Annotated in this window: 19 protein-coding genes and 1 tRNA gene; 10 read left to right on the top strand and 10 right to left on the bottom strand. The window is 53.3% G+C overall.

Annotated elements, in window-relative coordinates; genetic code table 11:
• Positions 1-34 precede the first annotated feature (34 nt).
• Both WA318_RS09255 and WA318_RS09250 read left to right on the top strand, forming a co-directional pair.
• The gene (locus WA318_RS09255) at positions 35-988 is read left to right on the top strand and encodes an ABC transporter substrate-binding protein (RefSeq protein ID WP_336080677.1); all 954 of its coding nucleotides are present in this window, start codon (positions 35-37) and stop codon (positions 986-988) included.
• Between the two features lie 224 nt (positions 989-1,212).
• On the top strand, positions 1,213-2,265 hold the full coding sequence (locus WA318_RS09250) for an MBL fold metallo-hydrolase (protein ID WP_336080676.1): 1,053 nt from the start codon (positions 1,213-1,215) through the stop codon (positions 2,263-2,265).
• A gap of 17 nt (positions 2,266-2,282) precedes the next feature.
• Here the strand turns inward: WA318_RS09250 and WA318_RS09245 are convergent, their stop codons facing one another.
• Positions 2,283-3,596, bottom strand: a complete 1,314-nt coding sequence (locus tag WA318_RS09245) for an NAD(P)/FAD-dependent oxidoreductase (RefSeq protein WP_336080675.1) — start codon at positions 3,594-3,596, stop codon at positions 2,283-2,285.
• Between the two features lie 92 nt (positions 3,597-3,688).
• Between WA318_RS09245 and WA318_RS09240 the strand changes: the two genes are divergently transcribed.
• Positions 3,689-4,843 carry a trans-sulfuration enzyme family protein gene (locus WA318_RS09240; RefSeq protein WP_336080674.1) on the top strand — a complete coding sequence of 385 codons (1,155 nt, stop codon included), beginning with the start codon at positions 3,689-3,691 and terminating at the stop codon, positions 4,841-4,843.
• 72 nt (positions 4,844-4,915) lie between these two features.
• Positions 4,916-5,920: a ChaN family lipoprotein gene (locus tag WA318_RS09235; RefSeq protein WP_336080673.1), complete on the top strand. Its 1,005-nt coding sequence runs from the start codon at positions 4,916-4,918 to the stop codon at positions 5,918-5,920.
• Positions 5,921-5,938: 18 nt separating this feature from the next.
• Here the strand turns inward: WA318_RS09235 and WA318_RS09230 are convergent, their stop codons facing one another.
• The 5 genes from WA318_RS09230 to WA318_RS09210 form a co-directional block, all read right to left on the bottom strand.
• Positions 5,939-6,481, bottom strand: a complete 543-nt coding sequence (locus WA318_RS09230) for a Panacea domain-containing protein (RefSeq protein ID WP_114097768.1) — start codon at positions 6,479-6,481, stop codon at positions 5,939-5,941.
• Positions 6,482-6,602: 121 nt separating this feature from the next.
• Positions 6,603-7,049, bottom strand: coding sequence for a hypothetical protein (locus WA318_RS09225; protein WP_336080672.1), 447 nt, complete (start codon positions 7,047-7,049; stop codon positions 6,603-6,605).
• A gap of 114 nt (positions 7,050-7,163) precedes the next feature.
• Positions 7,164-7,691 (bottom strand): adenine phosphoribosyltransferase, encoded by a 528-nt coding sequence (locus tag WA318_RS09220; protein ID WP_114097590.1) that lies wholly within the window; start codon positions 7,689-7,691, stop codon positions 7,164-7,166.
• Positions 7,692-7,853: 162 nt separating this feature from the next.
• Entirely contained in the window at positions 7,854-8,087 is a 234-nt protein-coding gene (locus WA318_RS09215; protein ID WP_336080671.1) for a hypothetical protein, read from the bottom strand.
• A gap of 236 nt (positions 8,088-8,323) precedes the next feature.
• Positions 8,324-8,587 (bottom strand): hypothetical protein, encoded by a 264-nt coding sequence (locus WA318_RS09210; protein ID WP_114097589.1) that lies wholly within the window; start codon positions 8,585-8,587, stop codon positions 8,324-8,326.
• Positions 8,588-8,853: 266 nt separating this feature from the next.
• On the opposite strand from WA318_RS09210, the gene WA318_RS09205 reads away from it, so the two are divergent.
• The 4 genes from WA318_RS09205 (at position 8,854) to WA318_RS09190 (ending at position 14,214) form a co-directional block, all read left to right on the top strand.
• Entirely contained in the window at positions 8,854-10,566 is a 1,713-nt protein-coding gene (locus WA318_RS09205) for a methyl-accepting chemotaxis protein (protein ID WP_336080670.1), read from the top strand.
• Positions 10,567-10,967: 401 nt separating this feature from the next.
• Complete coding sequence (locus tag WA318_RS09200; RefSeq protein WP_114097588.1) at positions 10,968-11,762, top strand: motility protein A; 795 nt, start codon at positions 10,968-10,970, stop codon at positions 11,760-11,762.
• Positions 11,763-11,773: 11 nt separating this feature from the next.
• The gene (locus WA318_RS09195; RefSeq protein ID WP_114097587.1) at positions 11,774-12,466 is read left to right on the top strand and encodes an OmpA/MotB family protein; all 693 of its coding nucleotides are present in this window, start codon (positions 11,774-11,776) and stop codon (positions 12,464-12,466) included.
• Positions 12,467-12,678: 212 nt separating this feature from the next.
• Positions 12,679-14,214 (top strand): arylsulfatase, encoded by a 1,536-nt coding sequence (locus tag WA318_RS09190; protein ID WP_336080669.1) that lies wholly within the window; start codon positions 12,679-12,681, stop codon positions 14,212-14,214.
• Positions 14,215-14,288: 74 nt separating this feature from the next.
• On the opposite strand, the gene WA318_RS09185 is transcribed toward WA318_RS09190, so the two are convergent.
• From WA318_RS09185 to WA318_RS09175, 3 genes are all read right to left on the bottom strand, one after another.
• Positions 14,289-15,113, bottom strand: coding sequence for an MBL fold metallo-hydrolase (locus WA318_RS09185; RefSeq protein ID WP_336080668.1), 825 nt, complete (start codon positions 15,111-15,113; stop codon positions 14,289-14,291).
• Between the two features lie 109 nt (positions 15,114-15,222).
• Positions 15,223-15,948, bottom strand: a complete 726-nt coding sequence (locus WA318_RS09180) for an SAM hydrolase/SAM-dependent halogenase family protein (protein ID WP_336080667.1) — start codon at positions 15,946-15,948, stop codon at positions 15,223-15,225.
• 112 nt (positions 15,949-16,060) lie between these two features.
• A complete protein-coding gene (locus tag WA318_RS09175) occupies positions 16,061-17,461 on the bottom strand; it encodes an SPOR domain-containing protein (RefSeq protein WP_336080666.1) in 1,401 nt (466 codons plus the stop codon).
• Positions 17,462-17,804: 343 nt separating this feature from the next.
• On the opposite strand from WA318_RS09175, the gene WA318_RS09170 reads away from it, so the two are divergent.
• Positions 17,805-19,067 (top strand): EAL domain-containing protein, encoded by a 1,263-nt coding sequence (locus WA318_RS09170; RefSeq protein WP_114097582.1) that lies wholly within the window; start codon positions 17,805-17,807, stop codon positions 19,065-19,067.
• 162 nt (positions 19,068-19,229) lie between these two features.
• Positions 19,230-20,597, top strand: a complete 1,368-nt coding sequence (locus WA318_RS09165; protein ID WP_336080665.1) for a DNA polymerase IV — start codon at positions 19,230-19,232, stop codon at positions 20,595-20,597.
• Between the two features lie 82 nt (positions 20,598-20,679).
• Here WA318_RS09165 and WA318_RS09160 read toward each other — a convergent pair.
• Positions 20,680-20,755, bottom strand: a tRNA-Glu gene (locus tag WA318_RS09160).
• Positions 20,756-20,757 lie beyond the last annotated feature (2 nt).

Below are 20,757 nucleotides of genomic sequence, written 5' to 3'. Positions count from 1 at the left end.
CTTATAATCTGGCGCATATTACGGAGGTTCATCCATGTCACGCCTTAAATCCATGATCACCGCGACCGCACTGGGCGCAATTGTTCTTGGAACGTCTTCAACCGCCTTTGCCTCAGACAAGCTGGTCATTCTTCTTGACTGGTTCGTGAACCCCGATCACGCACCGCTGATCGTCGCGAAGGAAAAGGGCTTCTTTGCCAAGCATGACCTTGATGTTGAGCTGATCGAACCAAGCGACCCGTCAGCCCCGCCGCGCCTTGTCGCTGCCGGTCAGGGCGATGTTGCCGTTAACTATCAGCCCCAGCTTCATGTTCAGGCCGCCGAAGGATTGCCGTTAACGCGTATCGGCACGCTGGTCGCCACCCCGCTTAACAGCCTGATCGTCCTGAAAGACGGTCCGATCAAGGAGATTGCCGATCTTAAGGGCAAGAAAATCGGCTATTCTCTGGCCGGGTTTGAAGATGCGTTGCTTGGCACCATGCTGGGCAATCATGGAGTATCGATGGATGATGTCGAGCTGATCAATGTGAACTTCTCGCTGTCGCCTTCGCTTTATTCCGGTCAGGTCGATGCCATTATTGGCGGCTATCGCAATTTCGAACTCAACCAGATGGAAATCGAAGGTAAACCGGGCAAGGCATTTTATGTCGAGGAAGAAGGCGTTCCGCCCTATGACGAGCTGATCCTGACCGTGCGAAACGACAAGATCGATGATCCGCGCTTTGCCCGGATGCTGGCCGCCCTCGAAGAAGGCGTGCAATATCTGATCAACCATCCCGATGACAGCTGGAAGGCTTTTATCGCGGCCTATCCGAACCTTGATGATGAACTCAATATCAAGGCATGGGCAGATACCCTGCCGCGTTTTGCCCTGCGTCCGGCGGCATTGGACAAGGCACGCTATGCCCGTTTTGCCGATTACATGGTCAAACAGGGCCTGATCAAGGAAAGCCCGGCGCTTGAAACCTACGCCACCGTGATCGAATAACCAACAAGCCCCCTGCTTCCGCAGCGCTTTCCCGGTGGATGCGGAAGCATTGGTCTGTATATCCGCATGTGCAGACCAAACAGGAAGGCCGGAACGTGCGCCCCTCGTTCCGGCCTTTCACTTGCAATGGTCTGTTTGACGTTTACCTTATGGTCACCTGCACATGCCGCAAAGATCATGTGTCTTCCGTTTTTCGTCAGGCCATTTTGCGTCAGGACAGCCAAGTGCAAATCAGAACCAAGCCCGATCACCATACCGAAACCGGTTTTGAAAACCGTCATCCCCTGCCTGATCCGGTCAAACGATCTTTCTGGCGGTTCTTGCGGCGGCGGTTCCTTGGCAATGATAATTGGCCAAAGGCAAAGCACCAGATCGGTAAAATCCCGACCGAAGCCCCCGACCACGACGCCATTCAAAATCCCGACCCGGCGCGTCTGCAGGTCACATGGGTCGGTCATGCCACGGTTCTGGTCCAGTATGGCGGGCTTAATATTCTAACCGATCCGGTCTTTTCAGATCGGGCATCGCCTTTTAAACGGGTTGGTCCAAAACGATACAGCCAGCCGGGTTTAAGCATTGATCAGCTGCCTGAACTTGATCTGGTATTGCTGTCACACAATCACTATGACCATTTCGATGTCGCCAGCCTGACCGCACTTGGCAATGCGCCACGCTATATCCTGCCGCTTAAAAACGGTGCCTTGCTTGAAAAGGCGGGCGTTACGCCTGATCGTTATAGCGAGATGGATTGGGATGACACGATCCTGCATGGGAATGTCAAAATCACCCATGTCCCGTCCAACCACTGGTCAAGCCGCACAACCAAGGACCGCAAGGAAATGCTGTGGGGTGGTTACATCCTTGAATTCGGGGATGGCTACCGGTTCTATTTCGTCGGGGATACCGGCTGGAACGAAGCCCTTTATACCGAGATGGGCGAAATCCATGGCGGTATTGACTTTGGCCTGATCCCGATCGGGGCCTATGACCCGCGCGATTTCATGCGCAATTCCCACTGCAATCCCGAAGAAGCGGTTCAGATCATGCAAGTCATGGGCGTCAAGAAGGCCCTTGCCATTCACTGGGGCACATTTGTTCTGACCGCTGAACCGGTTGATGAGCCGCCCGTCCGACTGGCATCCGCGCTTAAACGTGCCGGACTTGGGGACGATGATTTCATCGCCCCGCCGATTGGCGCGACCCGGTTTTTTGAGGGCAGAATGGCAAAAGACCACACAACCACACCACAAGCCACCAAAACAGTGGCCCCGGCATAACCATCTGGTCCTGAAAATCAAACGCGTGTGCGCGGACGACGGACCGAACCATCTTCAAAGCGCGACAGTTCCATACCGGCAAGGGTGATGGATGGCTGACCGGTGGTGATCCAGTCGGCCAAGACCTTGCCAACGACCGGCCCCATGGCAAATCCGTGGCCAGAGAAACCGGTGGCGACAAAGAAGTGTTTCGGGTTGTCGAACTGATCAATCACCGGTACCGCATCCGGCGTGACATCAATGTCACCGGCCCATTTATCGACAATGCCGACCTGCTTGATCTGCGGAAAGACCTTTTGCAGATTGGCCATCGCGTTGCTGACGCGGACCTTATAGGGCTCCGCCTGATTGGTGCGGCGTCCGATCATCGGTTGTTTCGATGCCTCTGATCCCGGCATCCGGTCGACAAGATCGTCAAAGAACCGCTTGTTAAAGTGGAACTTGAAGGTCGCCCAGTTATCAAAAAGCCCCGGCGCAAACGCCTTGGCATATTTGAAGCGCCCCAGTGTCAGATCAATATCAGTCATGAATTCGTCGGCAATATTCATAGAACCGTCGGTGCGCTGACGAAATGCCAGACCGGCGGCAAGCGTTCCAGCCGCCGAGATATCGGGAACCGGCGTTGTTCTGATCACCGTACCACGCGTGGTTTGCTGCGGAAGCCTGCGGCCAAATTTGGCAACGAATTTATGGGTGGCGGCACCTGCGGCACAGATCACATATTTGCATTTGATCTCACCCTTTTCCGACACGACCGAACTGATCGCACCAGCCGTTGTTTCAATCAAAAGCGCACCGCATCCTTCGGCAATCACGGCCCCCATTTCACTGGCGCGCTTGGCAATTGCCGGTGCGGCCTTTTTGGGTTCGGCCTGCCCGTCGGATGGGGTGTAAATGCCCCCAACTCCCGGAGTGGTGATGCCGGGCGTGATTTTCTCGACCCCTTTGGGGGACAGCACCTGGGTTTCGATTTCAAATCCCTTGGCATCTTCAATCCACTGTTCGTAGTCCGCCATTTCCGCGTCATCGCGCGCGACAAACAGAACCCCGCCCTGACGCCATTCAAGATCGGTATCCAGTTCCTTTTCAAGCCCCTGCCAGATGCGGTTGCATTCGATCATCAATGGCAGTTCAACCGGATCGCGTCCCTGTTGACGCACAAATCCCCATGCCCGGCCCGACTGATGGGATGCAATCGTATCCTTTTCCAGAAGGACGACTTTCATGCCCGCCTTGGTCAGGTAATAGGCACTGGATGCGCCATGAATTCCGCCGCCAATAACAACGACGTCACATTCCTTGGGCAGTTCGATTTCGGGGTATTTCGTCATGTGGGGACCCTAAACAGGATTACAGTTTGGTGTGTGGCGCGAACCAAGTTATGTTGCGCGCCAATAAATCTCAACCAAATCAGGTAGCCACCATGTCTGATCATGCAAAAAAACAGAAACCAGCCACCATCACCGCCCAGGCACTGGGCTGGGTTGATGCCGCAACCAAATCTGTAACCCCGCCGCTTTATCCATCGACCACGTTCGAGCGCAATACCGATCTGAGCTATCATGACGGGCGTTGCTATACGCGCGCGGATAACCCGACCTATGATCAGGCCTGCGAGGTATTGGATACCCTTGAAGGTGGCGTTGAAACCCGTCTGTTTGCATCGGGGATGGCTGCAGCAGTTGCGGTCATTCATGCGCTGAGCCCCGGCGATCATGTTGTCGCCCCCAAGGTCATGTATTGGGCGCTGCGCAGCTTCATGCTTGAAAGTGGTGTGCGTGCGGGTCTGTCGTTTGACTTTGTCGATAATGCCGACATTGCCGAGTGGGACAAACATATCGTTGCCGGCAAGACCAAGATTGTCTGGCTTGAAACCCCGGCAAACCCGGATTGGCAGATTACCGATATCGCCGCCGTTGCCGAACTGGCCCATAAGGCCGGTGCACAGGTTGTCGTCGACAATACGGTTGCCACGCCGCTTCTGACCCGCCCGATTGATTTTGGTGCTGATATCGTCATGCATTCGGCCACCAAATACCTTAACGGTCATAGTGACGTTCTGGCCGGGTCATTGACCACCGCATCAAACAATGAATTCTGGCAGCGCGTCTGCAAACAGCATGCATCGGGTGGTGCGGTTCTGGGCGTATTTGAAACGTGGCTTCTGTTGCGCGGGATGCGCACCCTTGCGATCCGTGTCGAACGGGCATCGGCCAATGCCATGACCATTGCCAAGCATTTCGAAAACCACCCGGAAATCGAGCAGGTCCAGTATCCCGGCCTTGAAAGCCATGCCGGTCATGAAGTTGCGAAAAGACAGATGACCGGCGGATTTGGCGGGATGCTTTCGCTGCGTGTTAAAGGCGGTGAAAAGCGTGCGGTCGATTTCCATAACCAGTGCAAACTGTTCAAGCGTGCAACATCGCTTGGCGGTGTTGAAAGCCTGATCGAGCATCGTTCATCTGTCGAAGGTCCGACCAGCCCGGTTCCGGTTGATTTGCTGCGTTTGTCGGTCGGGATTGAAGATGCAGAAGATCTTGTTAACGACCTGGAAACGGCCTTGCGGTTAAGCAAGTAAGCCATAACGTTTTCAAACTGGAATACCTGCCCGATGTCACAACAACCTGTTCAAAGGTTTTACACAGCAACAATGCGACGCAATGTGTGTGTGTTGGCGGTGGCATCGGGTTTGTTTACGGTTATCGCGCCCGGCCAGCTTGCCGCCCACGATACAAATGGCAAACCACATCAGCACGAAACAGATATCAATGCCCTGCCCCCGGCACCCGGTCTGATATTTGATCTTCTGGCTGGTGAATACATCATGTTTGACGAACTGGTGCGTCGGCTGTCAGATCGGAAATATGTTCTGATCGGCGAGAAACATGACAATCCGGTTCATCACCATCATCAGTCCCACCTGATTGATGCACTGAGCAAATCCGATCAGCGCCACCGAGCTGTGGTCTGGGAAATGTTTACCCGCGATCAACAGGCTTCTCTTGATCAGAAGTGGCAGGACGTGCCGGTTCTTGATCTGGGGCAGGAACTCGATTGGGAAGAGCGCGGCTGGCCGTCATGGCATGACTATGCCCCGATTGCCCAGGTCGCCCGCGATAATGATCTGAAAATGATCGCAGGCAATCTGCCGGACGATCTTTTGCGGCCACTCATTTCGAATGGCGTCTCAGCCCTGCCCGATCAGTTGGCGACAAAGTTTGATCTGCCTGAAATGCCCGGGGATATCCTGACCCGGTTTCGCGTCGAGATGGCAGAAAGTCATTGCAATGCGCTGCCCGAAAGCATGCTCGACGGGTTCGCAACAGCACAGTTTGCGCGTGACGCGTCACTTGCCCGCGCAATGGTCGATGCAGCTGCCTTACAGGGATCTGACGGCGCGTTTTTGATTGCCGGTGCCATGCATGTGCGTAACACGATTGCCGTTCCCTGGCACCTTGCCAGGTTTGAACCTGATCTGCCCCCGAATGAAATTGCCGTCGTCAGCCTGATCGAAGCGGATGATCCAAGTGACAATCCGCCAAAACCGCAAGACTATGCTGAGCGTTTCGGGCATCCCAACGATATTGATTTCCTGTGGTTTACTAACGACATCCTGCGCAAGGATCCCTGTGCTGATATGACAGCCGGGCAATAAACCAGACAGAATTCCAAGTTATTTGATGCGGCGTGGAAGCCAGTCGGTGGTCGCAACCGGTTTGCCCTTGTGCGAGCGCATGACACGCGGGCGCACGACTTCCTTTGCCTCCGGGGTCGTCGCCGTTTTGCGAACAGAGGCATAGAACTCAACCAGTTCATCAAAGGGAATGATCGTTCCGATCCCTTCCTTATAGGCCTTGGTAAAGGGCGGATGGTTGCGCACGGTCATGCTAAGATGTTCGACCGTGTGATGGCCAAATTGCGACCAGATGCTTTCAAGGAAATGGGACGTTTTGGGATCAATGGCCTTTAGACGCACGTCAGGACGGCTTTCTTCCATCACCGCATAAAGGTTAGGTTCGACCGGTCCGAATTCCTCGGCAACGAAGATGGCGGGCATCAGCATATTGCCGTGATAATTCGCCCCGTAATAGGCCTGCGCCAGATACAGAAGGCGATGCAATTTCTGTGGCTGCAAATATTCATTATCGTTCAGCGCGAGATCGATAAATCTGAAAGCAGCTTCGAAAACTGTACTGAGAACCGGCTTGTTCTTCATGCTTGGCCCGATGGTCTGACGGAGATATCAGCCATCATAAGGCCATTGGCATATGCCAACAAGCATCCGCACAGAGATTTGGGAAATTTCGAAAAGATCGGCACAAAGTCAAACGATCAGCCTAGACCGATGCATCAAGCCGGGTTCCACGCATGCCATAACCATGGGCCACCGCATTGACCAATGCATAGAACGATGTGCCGCTATTGGCGGAAAGATCAAAGGGAATTGACGGGTCCAGCATGGACGCAAAGTCCTGATCGGTGGCGGCATCAACGGCCCCTTCGCGGTCACTGGAACGCCTTGCTGCTGAAAGATGACGCTGTTCGGCGCGCTGGTCCTTTTGTTCACCCGGATTGCCCTGCCCCGGCTGACGCTTGTTCTTGCCGTCCACATAGGCGTTGAACAAAATCCCGTCATCATCAGGGTTATAGGCATAATGCTGCGAGGATTCTTCGACCTGCGTACTGCGGTCAACTGTCGATACACCGCGCGCACCGGCCGCCGCAAGTCGGCCATACTGGCTGACCTGTGAGACTGTCTGTGCTGTCTGAACCGGTGTAAGCATTTCCTTTTCCTGCCATATCACGGCAATGAGTGAAACCTAATTCAACTCATGCATTATACATCAAGATAATGGGAAAAGGCAGGAATTTCGAAAATCCGTCACAAAGGCGTGTGTTTAGTCGCCTTCAAATTCGACAAGATGGAATTCCTCGACGCCGCGATCACGGATTTTCTTTGCGCCGCCAAGGTCAGGCAGATCAATGATAAAGGCACAGGCAGCAACTTCTGCCCCGACCTTTTCAATCAGTTCAATCGCTGCCAGTGCAGTGCCGCCCGTCGCAATCAGATCATCCATGACCAGAACACGGCTGCCCGGCTTGATTGCATCCTTGTGGATTTCAATCACGTCAGAGCCATATTCAAGTTCGTATTCAACACCAATGGTTTCCGCAGGCAATTTGCCCTTTTTGCGGATGGTGACAAATCCGACACCCAGTGCAAGTGCGACAGCCGGACCAATGACAAAACCGCGTGCCTCGATCCCGGCGATCATGTCGATTTTTTTGTCCTGAAATTCGGCGGCAAAGCTGTCAATGACATCGCGCAGGCCGTCAGCATCCTCGAACAGTGTCGTGATGTCGCGGAACATGATCCCTTTTTTCGGGTAATCAGGAATGGTACGGATCAACGACTTAATCGACATGGAATACTCCGGCCAGCTTTCAGGTGGTTTTCGCAACAATCAACGAGGTCCCTGAATATCAGAATCCCGTTGTACATACGGCGACACTTGATGCCTGAAAGCTGCCGGATTGGCAAGTCTCATCGGGTCATATGCCCGGAAACCCTGAACGCGCGAATGCGTTCAGGCAGCGTGCGGTGCTGACGCCCGAAGATGGGTGCGGTGATTTGAATTACCCAGTGCGATAAAATCATTTGCAAGTTTCTTGCTGATTTCAGCACGCGTGCCACGCGGCAAACCGGTCTGGGCGGCCTGACGATTGCCCCAGACAGCACGGTAAAGGCGGAAATCATGGTCATTGATCTGACCGAATACTTTTTCGACTTCCATCAGAGTTTGGACATAACTCTTTTTCATGTCAGCCATCCTGTTGCTCGTTGGACTTTCGCGGGTTGTGTCTTGCGAAAGAAACACACCTTTTTCGGTGCATCTTTTACAGCAGCCATATAGTCCGAACTTCATGGCCACTCAACTGCACGACGGTGACAAGATCAGGAAGATTTTGTGACAGGGTGCCCGAATTGAAAAACGGCTCGTCTTCATGTTTGAAAACGAACCGTTATTTCATCTCACGCAGGCGACAAGTGGCAAACCTAGTTCAGCGGTTTGGCCTGTTGTGCCTTGGCTTCTTCGTCGATCTGCTTTTGCAGGGCATCACCATATTCACCATAAATCCGCCCTTCAAGCGACAGCTCAAGGAAACGGATATAGTCGTTCTGATCAGAGATCTTGGTGCGCGCAACCTCGATCACATCAAACGGACTGGCAGCATCAAGATCATATTTGCGGATCAGCCCCAACATTTCGGCTGTGATCTGATCAAGCTTTTTGCGGGTTTCACTATATGAAAGCGCCATGAGGCAATCCTGTTTCATTCAAATGTCATCATTGGCGTGGTTATGCCCGTTCCACCGGCCAGAAACAAGCCCGCTACTGTCTGTTTTGTTGCAAGATAATCCCCGATACAATGTAAACTAGATCAGACACACGACCCGATATGAAGATCGACTTGAGTCATATCAAGGCGCAACTTTCACGATCATGCATTGTTTTACCGATTCAGGACAACGCGAAACCGGCTGATGCAAAAAGCTGCTTTCCGTCACCGCACCGGGGAAGAAACATGAAAATTCTGTCTGCCTTCAACGCCATGGGTATTCGCAAGCGCTTTATGTGGGCATCCGCATTCGGTGTTACGTCGACTGTCATTATTTCTCTGTTGATGATGACCATCGTTGAAGAAAAAGCGATGGATAGCAAATTGCGACAGCTGAGCGAGAATGAATTGACCTCGCTTCATGCTCTGATTGTCAATGTTATGGCCGCCCGTCCCGATGATGCCGACGACATCGGCATTCAGGTTTTCAACAACTGGTTTGACAGCCGTAATGGTGATTATCCTGGGGAACTATGGTCCGCCTGGGGTCCCACCACGCAAGCCTATATGAAGGAATATGGCGACAAACCGATCAAGGCCCCGCGTGACGAGATCGACATCGAAGCAATTGAAACCGGCCAACTTATCGGGCGCTATACGGAAAATGGCACCTATCGTATGTCGATGCCGATTATCCTTGGTGAAACCAAGGGCGCGGAACGTGAAGTCTGCTTTAGTTGCCATGGCGCAATGGATGCACAAAAAGGTGACGTCATTGCCGTCCTGTCATCGAGCCTGTCGGTTGCCCCGGAACGAGAGAAAACCAACAATATCCTGATTGGTATCGTGATTGGCGGTCTGGCCATTGCCCTTGCGACCATCATCGGCATGCGCGTATTGCTTACGCGCATTGTGACAGCCCCCCTGTCTGACCTTGGGCGGGACATGACCGCCCTTGCCGAAGGCAATACCGATTTCGAAATCAATGCCCTGACCCGTCACGACGAAATCGGGCGCATGGCACAATCGGTGGATATTTTCCGCACCAACGCCATCGCCAAAAAGCAGATGGAAGCAGAACAACAGGCAGAATCGCATCGCCGGGACGAACGGATGAAGAGCCTGGAACGTCACATCGGCAACTTCGAGGGCGTGATCGCCAAGATCGTCAGTGCCGTTTCAAGTTCAGCCCAAAAGATGCAGTCAACCGCAAGCGGGCTGGTTGAATCCGCTGACCGGGCAAGCAAAAGCGCAACCACGGTTGCCGCCGCATCCGAACAGGCGACGGTCAATGTCCGCACCGTTGCCGATGCCGCCGATCATTTGTCTGAATCGATTTCGCGCATTGGCGAACAAGCGCAGCAGTCCACCCAGGTTGCCGCCGAAGCATCACGAGAAGCCGAGCAATCGTCGGAAACCGTTCAGGGCCTGTCCGAAGTTGCAAACCGGATTGGCGAAATCGTCGCCCTGATCAGCGATATCGCCGGACAAACCAACCTTTTGGCTCTGAACGCGACAATTGAAGCCGCCCGTGCAGGTGAAGCCGGCAAAGGGTTTGCCGTGGTCGCAGCCGAGGTCAAAAACCTTGCCAACCAGACCGCACGCGCCACAAACGAGATTGCCGAACAGATCACCGCAATTCAGGAAGAAACAGGTAAAACCGTCACATCTATTGGCGATATCTCTGCGGTGATTTCACGCATCACCGAGATGGCCAACACCATTTCCACTGCTGTTGGCGAACAGGCCGAAGCCACTGATGAAATTGCCCAGAATGTCGAACAGGCGGCAATTGGCACCCAGGAAGTCAGCAGCAACATCGAACGTGTCAGCAACACGGTTGCCGATACGGATGAGGCGGCCCATCTGGTTCTTGATGTAGCCCGCGAACTTGGGACCTTGTCGGATAATCTGCGTTCTGAAGTTGACCGGTTCCTTGTCGATATCCGAACGACGTGATTTGCAGTTTCCATTTGAAACAGCTACCCAAAAAAGCCTGCTACTGCTTGTAGCAGGCTTTTTTCATTTGAATGCCCGCCTTGCTTGTTTCGGGGCCGACAAATTGCCAACTTCATTTTATGGGTAATGCCCCTCAGGGAGACTATTTGTCCGAACGAGCATGGTAGTAGACAAGCGTTATCGACAAGATCAGCGTTCCCTGCATCCAGATGAAATCCGGACATCAGCCCGCATCAACCACCGGTATAACCCCTGCTTTTTTGCTTTACCGGGCGTAGCATTAACCAGACTTCAAGCTTTTGGGGTCCTATTCTTACGTAAAAACTAATAGATTAATTATAAAGCTGGGTGATTTCATGTAAAAAGCCCGACCATGACGACACCGGGGGATTGTGGGAACAATGTCGTTTACGACGATATTAGGCATTATGGTTGGTTTGGGATTGTTTGTCGGGTCGATCTTTATTTCGACCGATAACTATCTTGTATTCTTGAGCCTTTCGAGCGCACTGATGGTGGTTGGCGGCACGCTTGCCGCGACCTTTATTGCCTATGAGGCGCGCTATGTACTGCTTGCATTAAAACTGATTTTCAAGATTTTCCGTGCCCCGCAAATGGGCCGCGGACAATTGACCGGCGAAGTCGGCCGCGTCGTCAAATGGGGCTATCTGCTGCAGAAAAAGGGCATCAATGCCCTGGAACAGGAAGCAGAGCGTGTCGGCAAGGACGAGCCGTTTCTTGGCTGGGCGATGGAAGTGATCATTACCGGTTATAATGGTGATGAAGTGGCCGAAATGCTTCACAACGCCATCGATAATGCCTTTAACCGCAACCTTGTGCCGGTTTCGATCCTCAAAAGCATGGCGGCGGCGGCCCCGGCATTCGGGATGATCGGAACGCTGGTTGGTCTGGTGATCATGCTCGACAAGATGGCCGATGATCCGACATCGCTCGGGGCCGGTCTTGCGATTGCACTGATCACGACCCTTTATGGTATTGTTGCGGCCCGGTTCTTTTTCATGCCTGCCGCAAGCAAGATCCAGCAACGTGAAGAAATCATGCGGTTTCGCAATTACCTGATAGCCGAAGGCCTGATCATGCTGGCTGATCGCAAGGGACCCCGCGCCATTCAGGACCGGATGAATTCATTCCTCGATCCAGCGATCCACTTCAATATCGACAAATCTGCGAAGTAGGGAACACCATCATGGCACGGCGCGGACGGGAAATCCCCAAGGTCGAAGAAGAAGAAGTCAACGAAGACTGGCTTGCCACATACGCCGATGCCATCACCCTTCTGATGGCCTTCTTTGTCATGCTGGTCAGCTTTTCCAAGGTTGAGTTGCCGGTCTTTGAAAAGGTGCAAGCCGGTATTGCTGAGCAAATCGGCAAACGCGATATTGTCCGCCCGACACAGGTTCTGGAAACCGATCTCAAAGACGTCGTCTTCAACATGGCGATGGATAGTGCGGTCAATGTTTCGACGGATGATGAAGGCATTCTGATGGAAATGGGCAGCGGCTCGTTCTTTCAGCCGGGTTCAGCCAACCTGACCAAGGATGCTGTCCTGTTTCTCAAGGATGTTGCCGACTTGCTCAAGGAACCGCGCTATCTGGGTTTCCAGATTGAAGTGACCGGGCATACTGATGATACCCCGATCAGTTCCCCGCGTTTTCCGTCAAACTGGGAATTGGCGGCGGGACGTTCAATTGCAGTGGTTCGGTTCTTTTCTGCCCTTGGCGTTGATCCCGATCAGAAACGGATGCGCGCCATTTCCTATGGCGACACCAAACCCAAACTGCCAAACCGCGATGATTCCGGCAACCCTATCGCAGAAAATCGTGAGGCAAACCGCCGCATCGAGATCCGTGTTTTCCCGAAATACTCACGCGTGTTCTGAAACCAAACTTCGGGTTTATAATAATTAAACTTGCCCATCCGGTGGTCGAGCAATACACTTTTGAGGTGTATTAGTTTCATCGCGGGATCCGTGCTCGGGCAAAATCGCTCCCTACCTATAAGCTCGTCACATCGCCACAGCATACGTTCTGGGCTGTAACCAGGCAGTTGTGAGGCCGCGAATGCGCAACCAACGAATGGACAGGTGATCTCATGAGCAAACGCCTAGTACTCTGGACAGCCCTTGCGCTGATCGCACCGTTATGCGCTCAGGCCCAGGATGCGCCAAAATCAGAAAAGCCGAACATTCTGGTCATCTGGGGCGATGATGTCGGCATGTGGAATATCAGCGCCTATCACCGTGGCATGATGGGTGGCAGCACCCCCAATATCGACCGGATAGCCAATGATGGCATGTTGTTCATGGACCACTATGCCCAGGCTTCCTGTACCGCGGGACGTGCAGCCTTTCTTACAGGTCAGTACCCGATGCGCGTTGGCCTAAGTACCGTTGGCATCCCCGGCTCTGACATCGGTTTGCAATCCGAAGATCCGACCCTTGCCGAAATGTTGCGTGCGCAGGGCTATCGAAACGGGCAGTTTGGGAAAAACCATCTTGGCGACCGTGACGAACATCTGCCAACCAACCACGGCTTCGACGAATTCTATGGCATTCTTTATCATCTGAATGCTGGTGAATATGTCGAACAATATGATTACCCGACAGGCACCAAAGTTGCCGAACAGATTGCCCAGCGCGGTATCATCCATTCTCTTCATCAGGAAGACGGATCCCAGACCATTGAAGATTTGGGAAATTTCGGAAGCGAACGGCAGCGTACGCTTGATCAGGAAGTTCTTGAAGAATCCAAGCGGTTCATTCGCGACGCAGTTGCCGAAGACAAGCCGTTTTTCGTCTGGCACAACACAACACGCATGCATTACCGCACCAATCTCAGCAAGGATTATGATGGCGTCACCGGATATGGCCTTTATGCCGATGGCATGAAGGAATTGGATGACGATGTCGGAGAACTCCTTGACCTTCTTGATGAACTTGGCGTTGCAGACAACACGATGGTTATGTTCTCGACCGATAATGGTGCGGCATCAAACAGCTGGCCGGATGGCGGCAACCAGCCGTTCCGCGGTGAAAAAGGTGTTGGCGGTTACGAAGGTGGCTTCCGCGTGCCGATGGCGGTCAAATGGCCAGGTACAATTCCGGCCGGTACCACCACTGGCGAATTCATGACAATGGAAGACTGGGTGCCGACGATCATGTCGCAACTTGGCGACAAGGATCTGAAGGAAAAGCTTCTCGACGGATACAAGATTGGCGATCAGAAATACCGGGTTCATCTTGACGGTTACGATCAGACTGACCTGATCACCCAAGCCGGCCCAACCAAGCGCAAGGAATTTTTCTATTTCACCGAAACCAAATTCCACGGTCTGCGCTATGGCGACTGGAAGTTCCTGTTTACAGATCAGGACAAATGGTTCAACGGCGTTGCCAACAATCTGACAAGCCCGCTGATCACCAACCTGAAACTTGATCCGTTCGAGAGATTCCACGAAGCACGCGGCTTTGATGAATGGCAGGAAAACCGGTCATGGACCCTTGCCCCGGCAATCGGAGTGGTCAACCAGTTCTTTGCATCCTTCAAAGATTACCCGCCACGACAGGCAAGCTTCTCGGTCGATGTTGACCAGATTGTCAACGACATGCAGCAAGGCAGTAAACGTTAAGCCGTCGACACAAAAACACCGCGCTTTATGCGCGGTGTTTTTTTTCATCCTGTTCATTCCCGTCACAATGTCGCCTATTCGATCCGCAACACCATCTCGTCACGGGCGGCGAATGCGCCTGACCACATTGCTTTTGCCTGCTGCTCAATGACAGTCATATCGGCATCATTGTGGTCCGGGTCATGGTGGAATAGCGCCAGACGCTTGGCATTTGCCGCACGACACAACCGTATTCCTTCCTGCCAGGTCGAATGCCCCCACCCGACCTTTTGCGGGAATTCCTCGTCGGTGTAGGTGCTGTCATAAATCACAAGATCGGCATCCCGAATGAAATCCAGAATGATCTCGTCGGGTTTTCCCGGTTCATGTTCGGTATCGGTTACGAAGCACACAGCCTGCCCGCCATATTCGACACGAAAGGCTGTCGCCCCGTTGGGATGACGCAGCGGGGCGGTTTTAATCACGATCCCCTCGCCCGGATGCAATTCATCACCAACGGCGAAATCCTCGAATGTCAATTTAGACTGCATGGCGGAAAGCGGCACAGGAAAAGTCGGGTTTGCCATCTGGGCCGAGAAAACGCGTTCAACGCCGCCCTGATCGGTCAAATGCCCGGCCATCACCCTGAAGGACGCCTTCGGGTTATAGGCCGGCACAAAAAACGGGAACCCGTTAATGTGGTCCCAATGGGTATGGGTCAGATAAATCGTGGCTTCGGTCACCTTGCGGCGAATCAGATCCTTGCCAAGGTTGCGAATGCCGGTTCCTGCATCGAAGATCAGAACCTTTCCCGCGATCCGCATTTCAAGGCAGCTCGTATTGCCGCCATACACCACATGATCGGGTGACGGACAGGCAATGCTTCCACGAACTCCCCAGAACTTAACCTCAATCGACATTCAATAGACCCCGTCCATCCGTTGACAGTTCGATACGGATCACTTCTGTAACATCCTTGAAAGATAGCATTTTATTCCCACAAACCAATCAAGGATTGTGGAAACATGACTATTGCACGCTGACCGGCATCCCGATCCGTGCTTCAAAAACCTGATCGGCCCGTCCGCAATTGACTGCGATTTCACAAAGACCGATCGAATTAGAGTAATGAAATGGTTCCCCCAAGGGCACATCGGAAAATGTACGCGCGGCCGTAACCATGCGATCACCAATGCGCAGTTTAATCTCACTATTTTGCGCCGGAAGACCGGTCATCAGATTGCCGTATGTGTCGATATAAATGACCTCGGCCAGCGCATCGGGCCAGTCTTGTGCGTCGTCATATCGCTGATCTGATGGCAAGACATGGCTGGCAAAATCCTGCCCGGTTGCAACCATTGCCGCCACCGGGCCAAAAATATCCCTGCCATGAAAACTTGCTGAAAGTGTTTCCGGTTCCCAGTCAATGCATCGCACTGTGACGTCATCCGCCCGGCGAATGATCATTTCAAACAAACCGTTATCCGGTCCGACATAGGTCACCCCGTCTGCCGTGACCACAAGCCCCTTGCGCGTACTGCCAACCCCAGGATCAACAACCGCCAGAACCACATCACCGGGTTTGAATTCTCGACCAAGTGCGGCAAGAAGATAACTTGATGCCCTGGGATTTCGGTCCGGCGCATCAAGCATCAGATCACATATGGCAATATCAGGTGCGTTGCGCATTACAACCGAGCGCATGGTTCCGCTATAGGGACCGTTCACACCAAAATCACTAAAGACAAAGATCATCTTTCTGGAAATTTCCCTGTCAGAATGACACCGAAAACGATAACGCCGGTGGTCATTCTTCATCCCCACCGGCGTTATTCTGATCTTTATATAGGGCTTAAAACCCTGACTGCTACTTGACCTCGCAGAACTGGCCGCGACGCTTCAAATCCGCACAAAGCGATTTTGCCGCACTGTCGCTTAGCCCCGTTGCCATCAGTCGGTAATAGGTACCCTTGCCCGGAATGTTGGCCCTGGTCACACCATGCTGCAGGGGGGCGAGCTGTCCATAGCGGCTCGCAAGTATCTGCCAGCCGCGCTCTGCCTGCCCTTCATTCCGGTAGGATGCCAGATGAACCGATTTACTGCCGCTTGCCATCGCCGGTTGCGCAGCATCCGATACCATTTCTTCACCTGCCTGCACCGGGCGGCTTTCGCCGGTTGCGACCTTGCGGACCGGTTCCCCGGCATTCAGCGTCATTGCCGTTCCCTTGGCCGGTTCGACAATCGCGGCTTCAATCGCATCGCGTTCACGCTTGAACTCATCTGGCGTCACCAGCTTCATGCCTTGCAAATCTTCAAGACGCGCAATCTGACGGGCAGCATCCATAAGGCCCTGTGGCGCCGGTGGTGGCACCGCGCGCTGGCGCGGCTGTGCGGGCAGCAATGCATCAAGAATTGCAGTCCGTTCGGCCACATGTTCCTGCACCGTGATCGCCCCGATCTGCAAGGCACGGTTCAACTGATTAAGGCGTTGCTCGACCTGTGAACCATCTGGCGGCGGGTTATTCAGGAACGCCGAGGGTGCCGGCTGGCTCATTGGCAGAAGCGCACCAAGGTTGGCGGAACGACGTGCCGAATATTCTTCCGGCGTGATCAAGCCGGTAGATTGCAGGTCTCGCAGGATTGAAAAGCGTTTCGCAACTGCCTCGTCCCCGCCAGACAAAGCCGCCCCTGCGGGAATATCCATGGCCTTGATTGGTGCGCCGGTCATTGCAGACTGGGTATTGGTCATCATGGGGGTAGCGATTGCAGAACCACTTCCGGTTCCGAGCCCTGATGGACCGGTTGCAATCTGATCATTAATGCTAAGTGATCCCGGAAGACCGCGTTGCAAACGGTTCAGGTTGAATTCAGCAGCATCACGCAGCGGACGGGGCTGGGTTCCGGATGCCGTCGACATCAGAACCGTGCCCGGCGGGTTCATGGCAATCAGCGTATCATATCCATCGCGGGCACGATCAGGCCGATTGGTATTTTGATACAGGACCGAGCGCCAAAGCATCGCATGGCCATCTTGTGGATTTTTACGCAATGCTTCGTTAAAAAGCTTCTCGGCTGAGGCATAATCCCCCGTGGCAAGCTGCTGCAAGCCAAGTGCTGTGTAATTGTCATCGGCAAATGACGTTGCCTCGTCCCAGAAGTCCTGATCCAGCAGCGGCGCACAGGCCGACACCCATGAAACCATACCGATCACAGCAATCCCCTTGCTGATTTTCAGCCAGTTTCCGGTCCGCTTTGCGGATACCTGCATGGCGCCAATCCCCTATTATCTAAAACCTGTTCCCGGAAATCATGCTGCATGGCTTTGCATTCAACCAGTAAAAAGCAGCACCCCTTTCCCTATATCGCATTGATTTTGCATCCTGCTTGCCAAGAATTCGTTAAAGCCGCAATCAGGCATAAATTACAGGAATTAAATCATGCAGGGCGGGCAAGGTCCCCTTGTCCCTTCCATATGTATAGTTCATATAAAGGGTATTGGTTTAGAACCATTAACCAGTGCTTCAGAACATTATGATTTGATCAGACTTCGGTCTTCGGTGTATGGAACGAGGCCGTAACGATAAAAACAGATTCTCTTTCAGGGGTCCCGCGTGATTGAACCGCAGCAATATGGCCAACAGGCCCTACAGGAATACCTGTTGCTGGATTATGTCCAACGGCTTGAAACCCGCAAATACGGGCACCGTGCTGTGCATATTCATCTATCGCGCATGAAACCGTTCCATCGCCGCGACTATCACATTCGTGTGGCGACCAATACCTTTGAAAGCTATGTGAAGCTGTATGTCGGGCGTATCTTTGTTCTGACCAACAATGATCTGATCTTTGTCTGGAAAGACAAATCGATCGCCGATGTCGAACCGGCTGTTGATACCCTGCGCTATCTGTTCCGCGATGATCCCCTGTCACAGGATGACAGCGAAGAAACCGGTTTCTGCACATGGTACAACCTCAATACCGAGTTTCAGGAATTCCTTCTTCTGTGCCAGCACCTTGACGAGCGTGCCAAGAAGCTGCAGCAAAGCAGCAACATGCGCACCGCCCTTCAACGTGAAAAGGATCAGGCGCTTAGCCCGATCAACGCTGAAAATCTGGCCCAGCTTGAAGAAACCATCCATACAGCCGATTTGTCCGAGCATATCCGCCAGCAACCGGTTTGCGTCTTTGCCCATGGCGGATCCAAGGAACTGCATCCGGTCTTTGACGAATTCTTTGTATCGATTACCGATTTGCGCAATGCGCTGATGCCCAATATCGATCTGGCGTCGAACCGCTGGCTGTTCCAGCACATGACCGAAGTTCTGGACAAACGCATGCTCAATTACCTGTGCAAGCGGACGTTCAAGACCCATGCCAGCTCGTTCTCGATCAACCTTAATCTTGGAACCCTGACCTCCAAGGATTTTGACAAGTTCGATGAAACCGTGCGCAGCAAATGGCCGGGCAATGTGATTATCGAGCTTAATCAGGTTGATCTGTTTTCGAACCTTGAAACCTATCTCAGTGTGCGCGATGACTTCCACAAGCGCGGCTATCGCATTCTGATCGATAACCTGACGGTGGAATCGCTTTCATTTGTTGATCGCAACAGGCTGAAGGCCGACTTCATCAAGGTCGCCTGGCGCGAAGAAATGACCGATAATGTCATTCGCAAGAAATATTCCGAGATGGACAACCTTGTGAAAAATTCCGGGCGTGAACGCGTTATTCTGTGCCGGTGCGATACGCCGACCGCGATCAAATTCGGCCAGTCGCTTGGCATTACCCTGTTCCAGGGACGCTATATCGACAACATGATTGCCCGTCAGCGCCGTGCAAAGCGTGCCCAGAAGGCTGCGCAAAAGCAAAAGTGATCTGACGCCATGCGTGATCAACACCTAACAGGCCGGGGATTTCCCCGGCTTTTTCTGTTCAGAACCACCTCCTGACAAATACTGACAGGAACCTTTGATCATCAGGTGGATTTGCACATTTCACCCCTTGGCACCAAAGGAACAAAAGAAGTACAAATAGATATGTTGTACGCGCTTTGCCCAGACTGCCATCATAAATGGCGACTGCATCTTGACAAGACACTGCCCAAAAGCGGTGCGGGTTCCTATGTGTCCTGCCCGGCCTGTGGCGGCAAACGCGCGATTGCCCATGCCGAACTGCCCGAACTTTGCATCGGACATCTTGATTGCGACGCGTTTTATGCATCCATTGAAAAACGCGACCGGCCGGAATTGATTGATGCCCCTGTCATCATCGGCGGCGGCCATCGCGGGGTTGTGTCGACCTGCTGCTATGTCGCGCGCAAATATGGCGTACGTTCAGCCATGCCGGCCTTCAAGGCGCGGGAATTGTGCCCGGACGGTGTTTTTCTGAAACCTGACATGGCCAAGTATCAGCGCGAAGGATATCGCATTCGCGACATGATGCGGGTGCTTACCCCGGATATCGAACCACTATCGATTGACGAGGCCTTTATGGACCTTTCCGGTGCACAGGAAACCCATGGAAAATCAGCCGCCGAATGTCTGGTAGAGCTGCAATCAACCATCCGCAAGGAAGTCGGCATCACCGTTTCCATCGGTCTTTCCTATAACAAGTTTTTGGCCAAGATCGCCTCAGACCTGAACAAGCCGTTCGGATTTTCCATGATCGGTGCGGCCGAGGCCGTTGATTTTCTCGCCGACAAGCCTGTGCGCATGATGTGGGGCGTTGGCCCGGCCATGGAGCGCAAGCTCCATGACGATGGCATCACCAGCATCGGACAGCTTCAGGAGCTTGATATCCATGCCCTGCAGGGGCGCTATGGCAGCATCGGCAAGCGGTTCTACTATTTCTCGCGCGGGCAGGATAATCGCCGGGTTGAACAAAGCAGCGAACGCAAAAGCCTGTCATCGGAAACCACATTCAATGACGATATCGCGGGTCTCGATGAACTAACCGCCATCGCCACCCGTCTGACCGCGCGCGTTGCCAGCGATCTGGCGCGCAAGGAAATCGCCGGACATACCGTGGTCCTGAAATTGAAATCATCGGATTTCAAACTCCGCACCCGCAATATGCGCCTGACCTATCCGTCGCTGCGTGAAGACGTAATCCTCGAAGCCGCACTGACATTGCTGAAAAAGGAAATCGACGGCACAAAATACCGGCTTCTCGGCGTCGGGGTCACCGATCTGTTTGCCGCCGATCAGGCCGACCCGGTCGATCTGTTTGCCGATACAGCATCCGAAAACGATTTGACCGATGATGACGCCAATCCGGGCACGACTGCCCCGCGCGCGCCCATCGAACTGCCGCGCCCGACGGCAGAACAGCTGCGTGAAAGCCTCACACGGCGGTATCGTCAGCACAAAAAGAAAATCGTGCGACAGCAGCGCTTCAGATTTTAGGGAACAAGCCAGAAATGAAAAATGCCCGTCAGCTGATCGCTGCGAGCATTTACCACTTGGCCAAATCTTTCTTAAAGAAAGATGGCGTCCCCTAGGGGATTCGAACCCCTGTTGCCGCCGTGAAAGGGCAGTGTCCTAGGCCTCTAGACGAAGGGGACAC

Source organism: Thalassospira sp. CH_XMU1448-2, from assembly GCF_037027285.1.
GTDB classification, from domain to species: Bacteria; Pseudomonadota; Alphaproteobacteria; order Rhodospirillales; family Thalassospiraceae; genus Thalassospira; species Thalassospira profundimaris_C.
This window is presented reverse-complemented; position numbering and strand designations above follow the sequence as displayed.

Coding starts and splice junctions, on each gene's coding strand:
- WA318_RS09225 (WP_336080672.1), bottom strand. CDS start 7,049: ATGCTTACACCGGTTCAGACAGCACAGACAGTCTCACAGGTCAGCCAG.
- WA318_RS09190 (WP_336080669.1), top strand. CDS start 12,679: ATGAGCAAACGCCTAGTACTCTGGACAGCCCTTGCGCTGATCGCACCG.
- WA318_RS09230 (WP_114097768.1), bottom strand. CDS start 6,481: ATGAAGAACAAGCCGGTTCTCAGTACAGTTTTCGAAGCTGCTTTCAGA.
- WA318_RS09185 (WP_336080668.1), bottom strand. CDS start 15,113: ATGTCGATTGAGGTTAAGTTCTGGGGAGTTCGTGGAAGCATTGCCTGT.
- WA318_RS09220 (WP_114097590.1), bottom strand. CDS start 7,691: ATGTCGATTAAGTCGTTGATCCGTACCATTCCTGATTACCCGAAAAAA.
- WA318_RS09255 (WP_336080677.1), top strand. CDS start 35: ATGTCACGCCTTAAATCCATGATCACCGCGACCGCACTGGGCGCAATT.
- WA318_RS09210 (WP_114097589.1), bottom strand. CDS start 8,587: ATGGCGCTTTCATATAGTGAAACCCGCAAAAAGCTTGATCAGATCACA.
- WA318_RS09200 (WP_114097588.1), top strand. CDS start 10,968: ATGTCGTTTACGACGATATTAGGCATTATGGTTGGTTTGGGATTGTTT.
- WA318_RS09175 (WP_336080666.1), bottom strand. CDS start 17,461: ATGCAGGTATCCGCAAAGCGGACCGGAAACTGGCTGAAAATCAGCAAG.
- WA318_RS09205 (WP_336080670.1), top strand. CDS start 8,854: ATGAAAATTCTGTCTGCCTTCAACGCCATGGGTATTCGCAAGCGCTTT.
- WA318_RS09245 (WP_336080675.1), bottom strand. CDS start 3,596: ATGACGAAATACCCCGAAATCGAACTGCCCAAGGAATGTGACGTCGTT.
- WA318_RS09235 (WP_336080673.1), top strand. CDS start 4,916: ATGCGACGCAATGTGTGTGTGTTGGCGGTGGCATCGGGTTTGTTTACG.
- WA318_RS09195 (WP_114097587.1), top strand. CDS start 11,774: ATGGCACGGCGCGGACGGGAAATCCCCAAGGTCGAAGAAGAAGAAGTC.
- WA318_RS09180 (WP_336080667.1), bottom strand. CDS start 15,948: ATGATCTTTGTCTTTAGTGATTTTGGTGTGAACGGTCCCTATAGCGGA.
- WA318_RS09165 (WP_336080665.1), top strand. CDS start 19,230: ATGTTGTACGCGCTTTGCCCAGACTGCCATCATAAATGGCGACTGCAT.
- WA318_RS09240 (WP_336080674.1), top strand. CDS start 3,689: ATGTCTGATCATGCAAAAAAACAGAAACCAGCCACCATCACCGCCCAG.
- WA318_RS09215 (WP_336080671.1), bottom strand. CDS start 8,087: ATGAAAAAGAGTTATGTCCAAACTCTGATGGAAGTCGAAAAAGTATTC.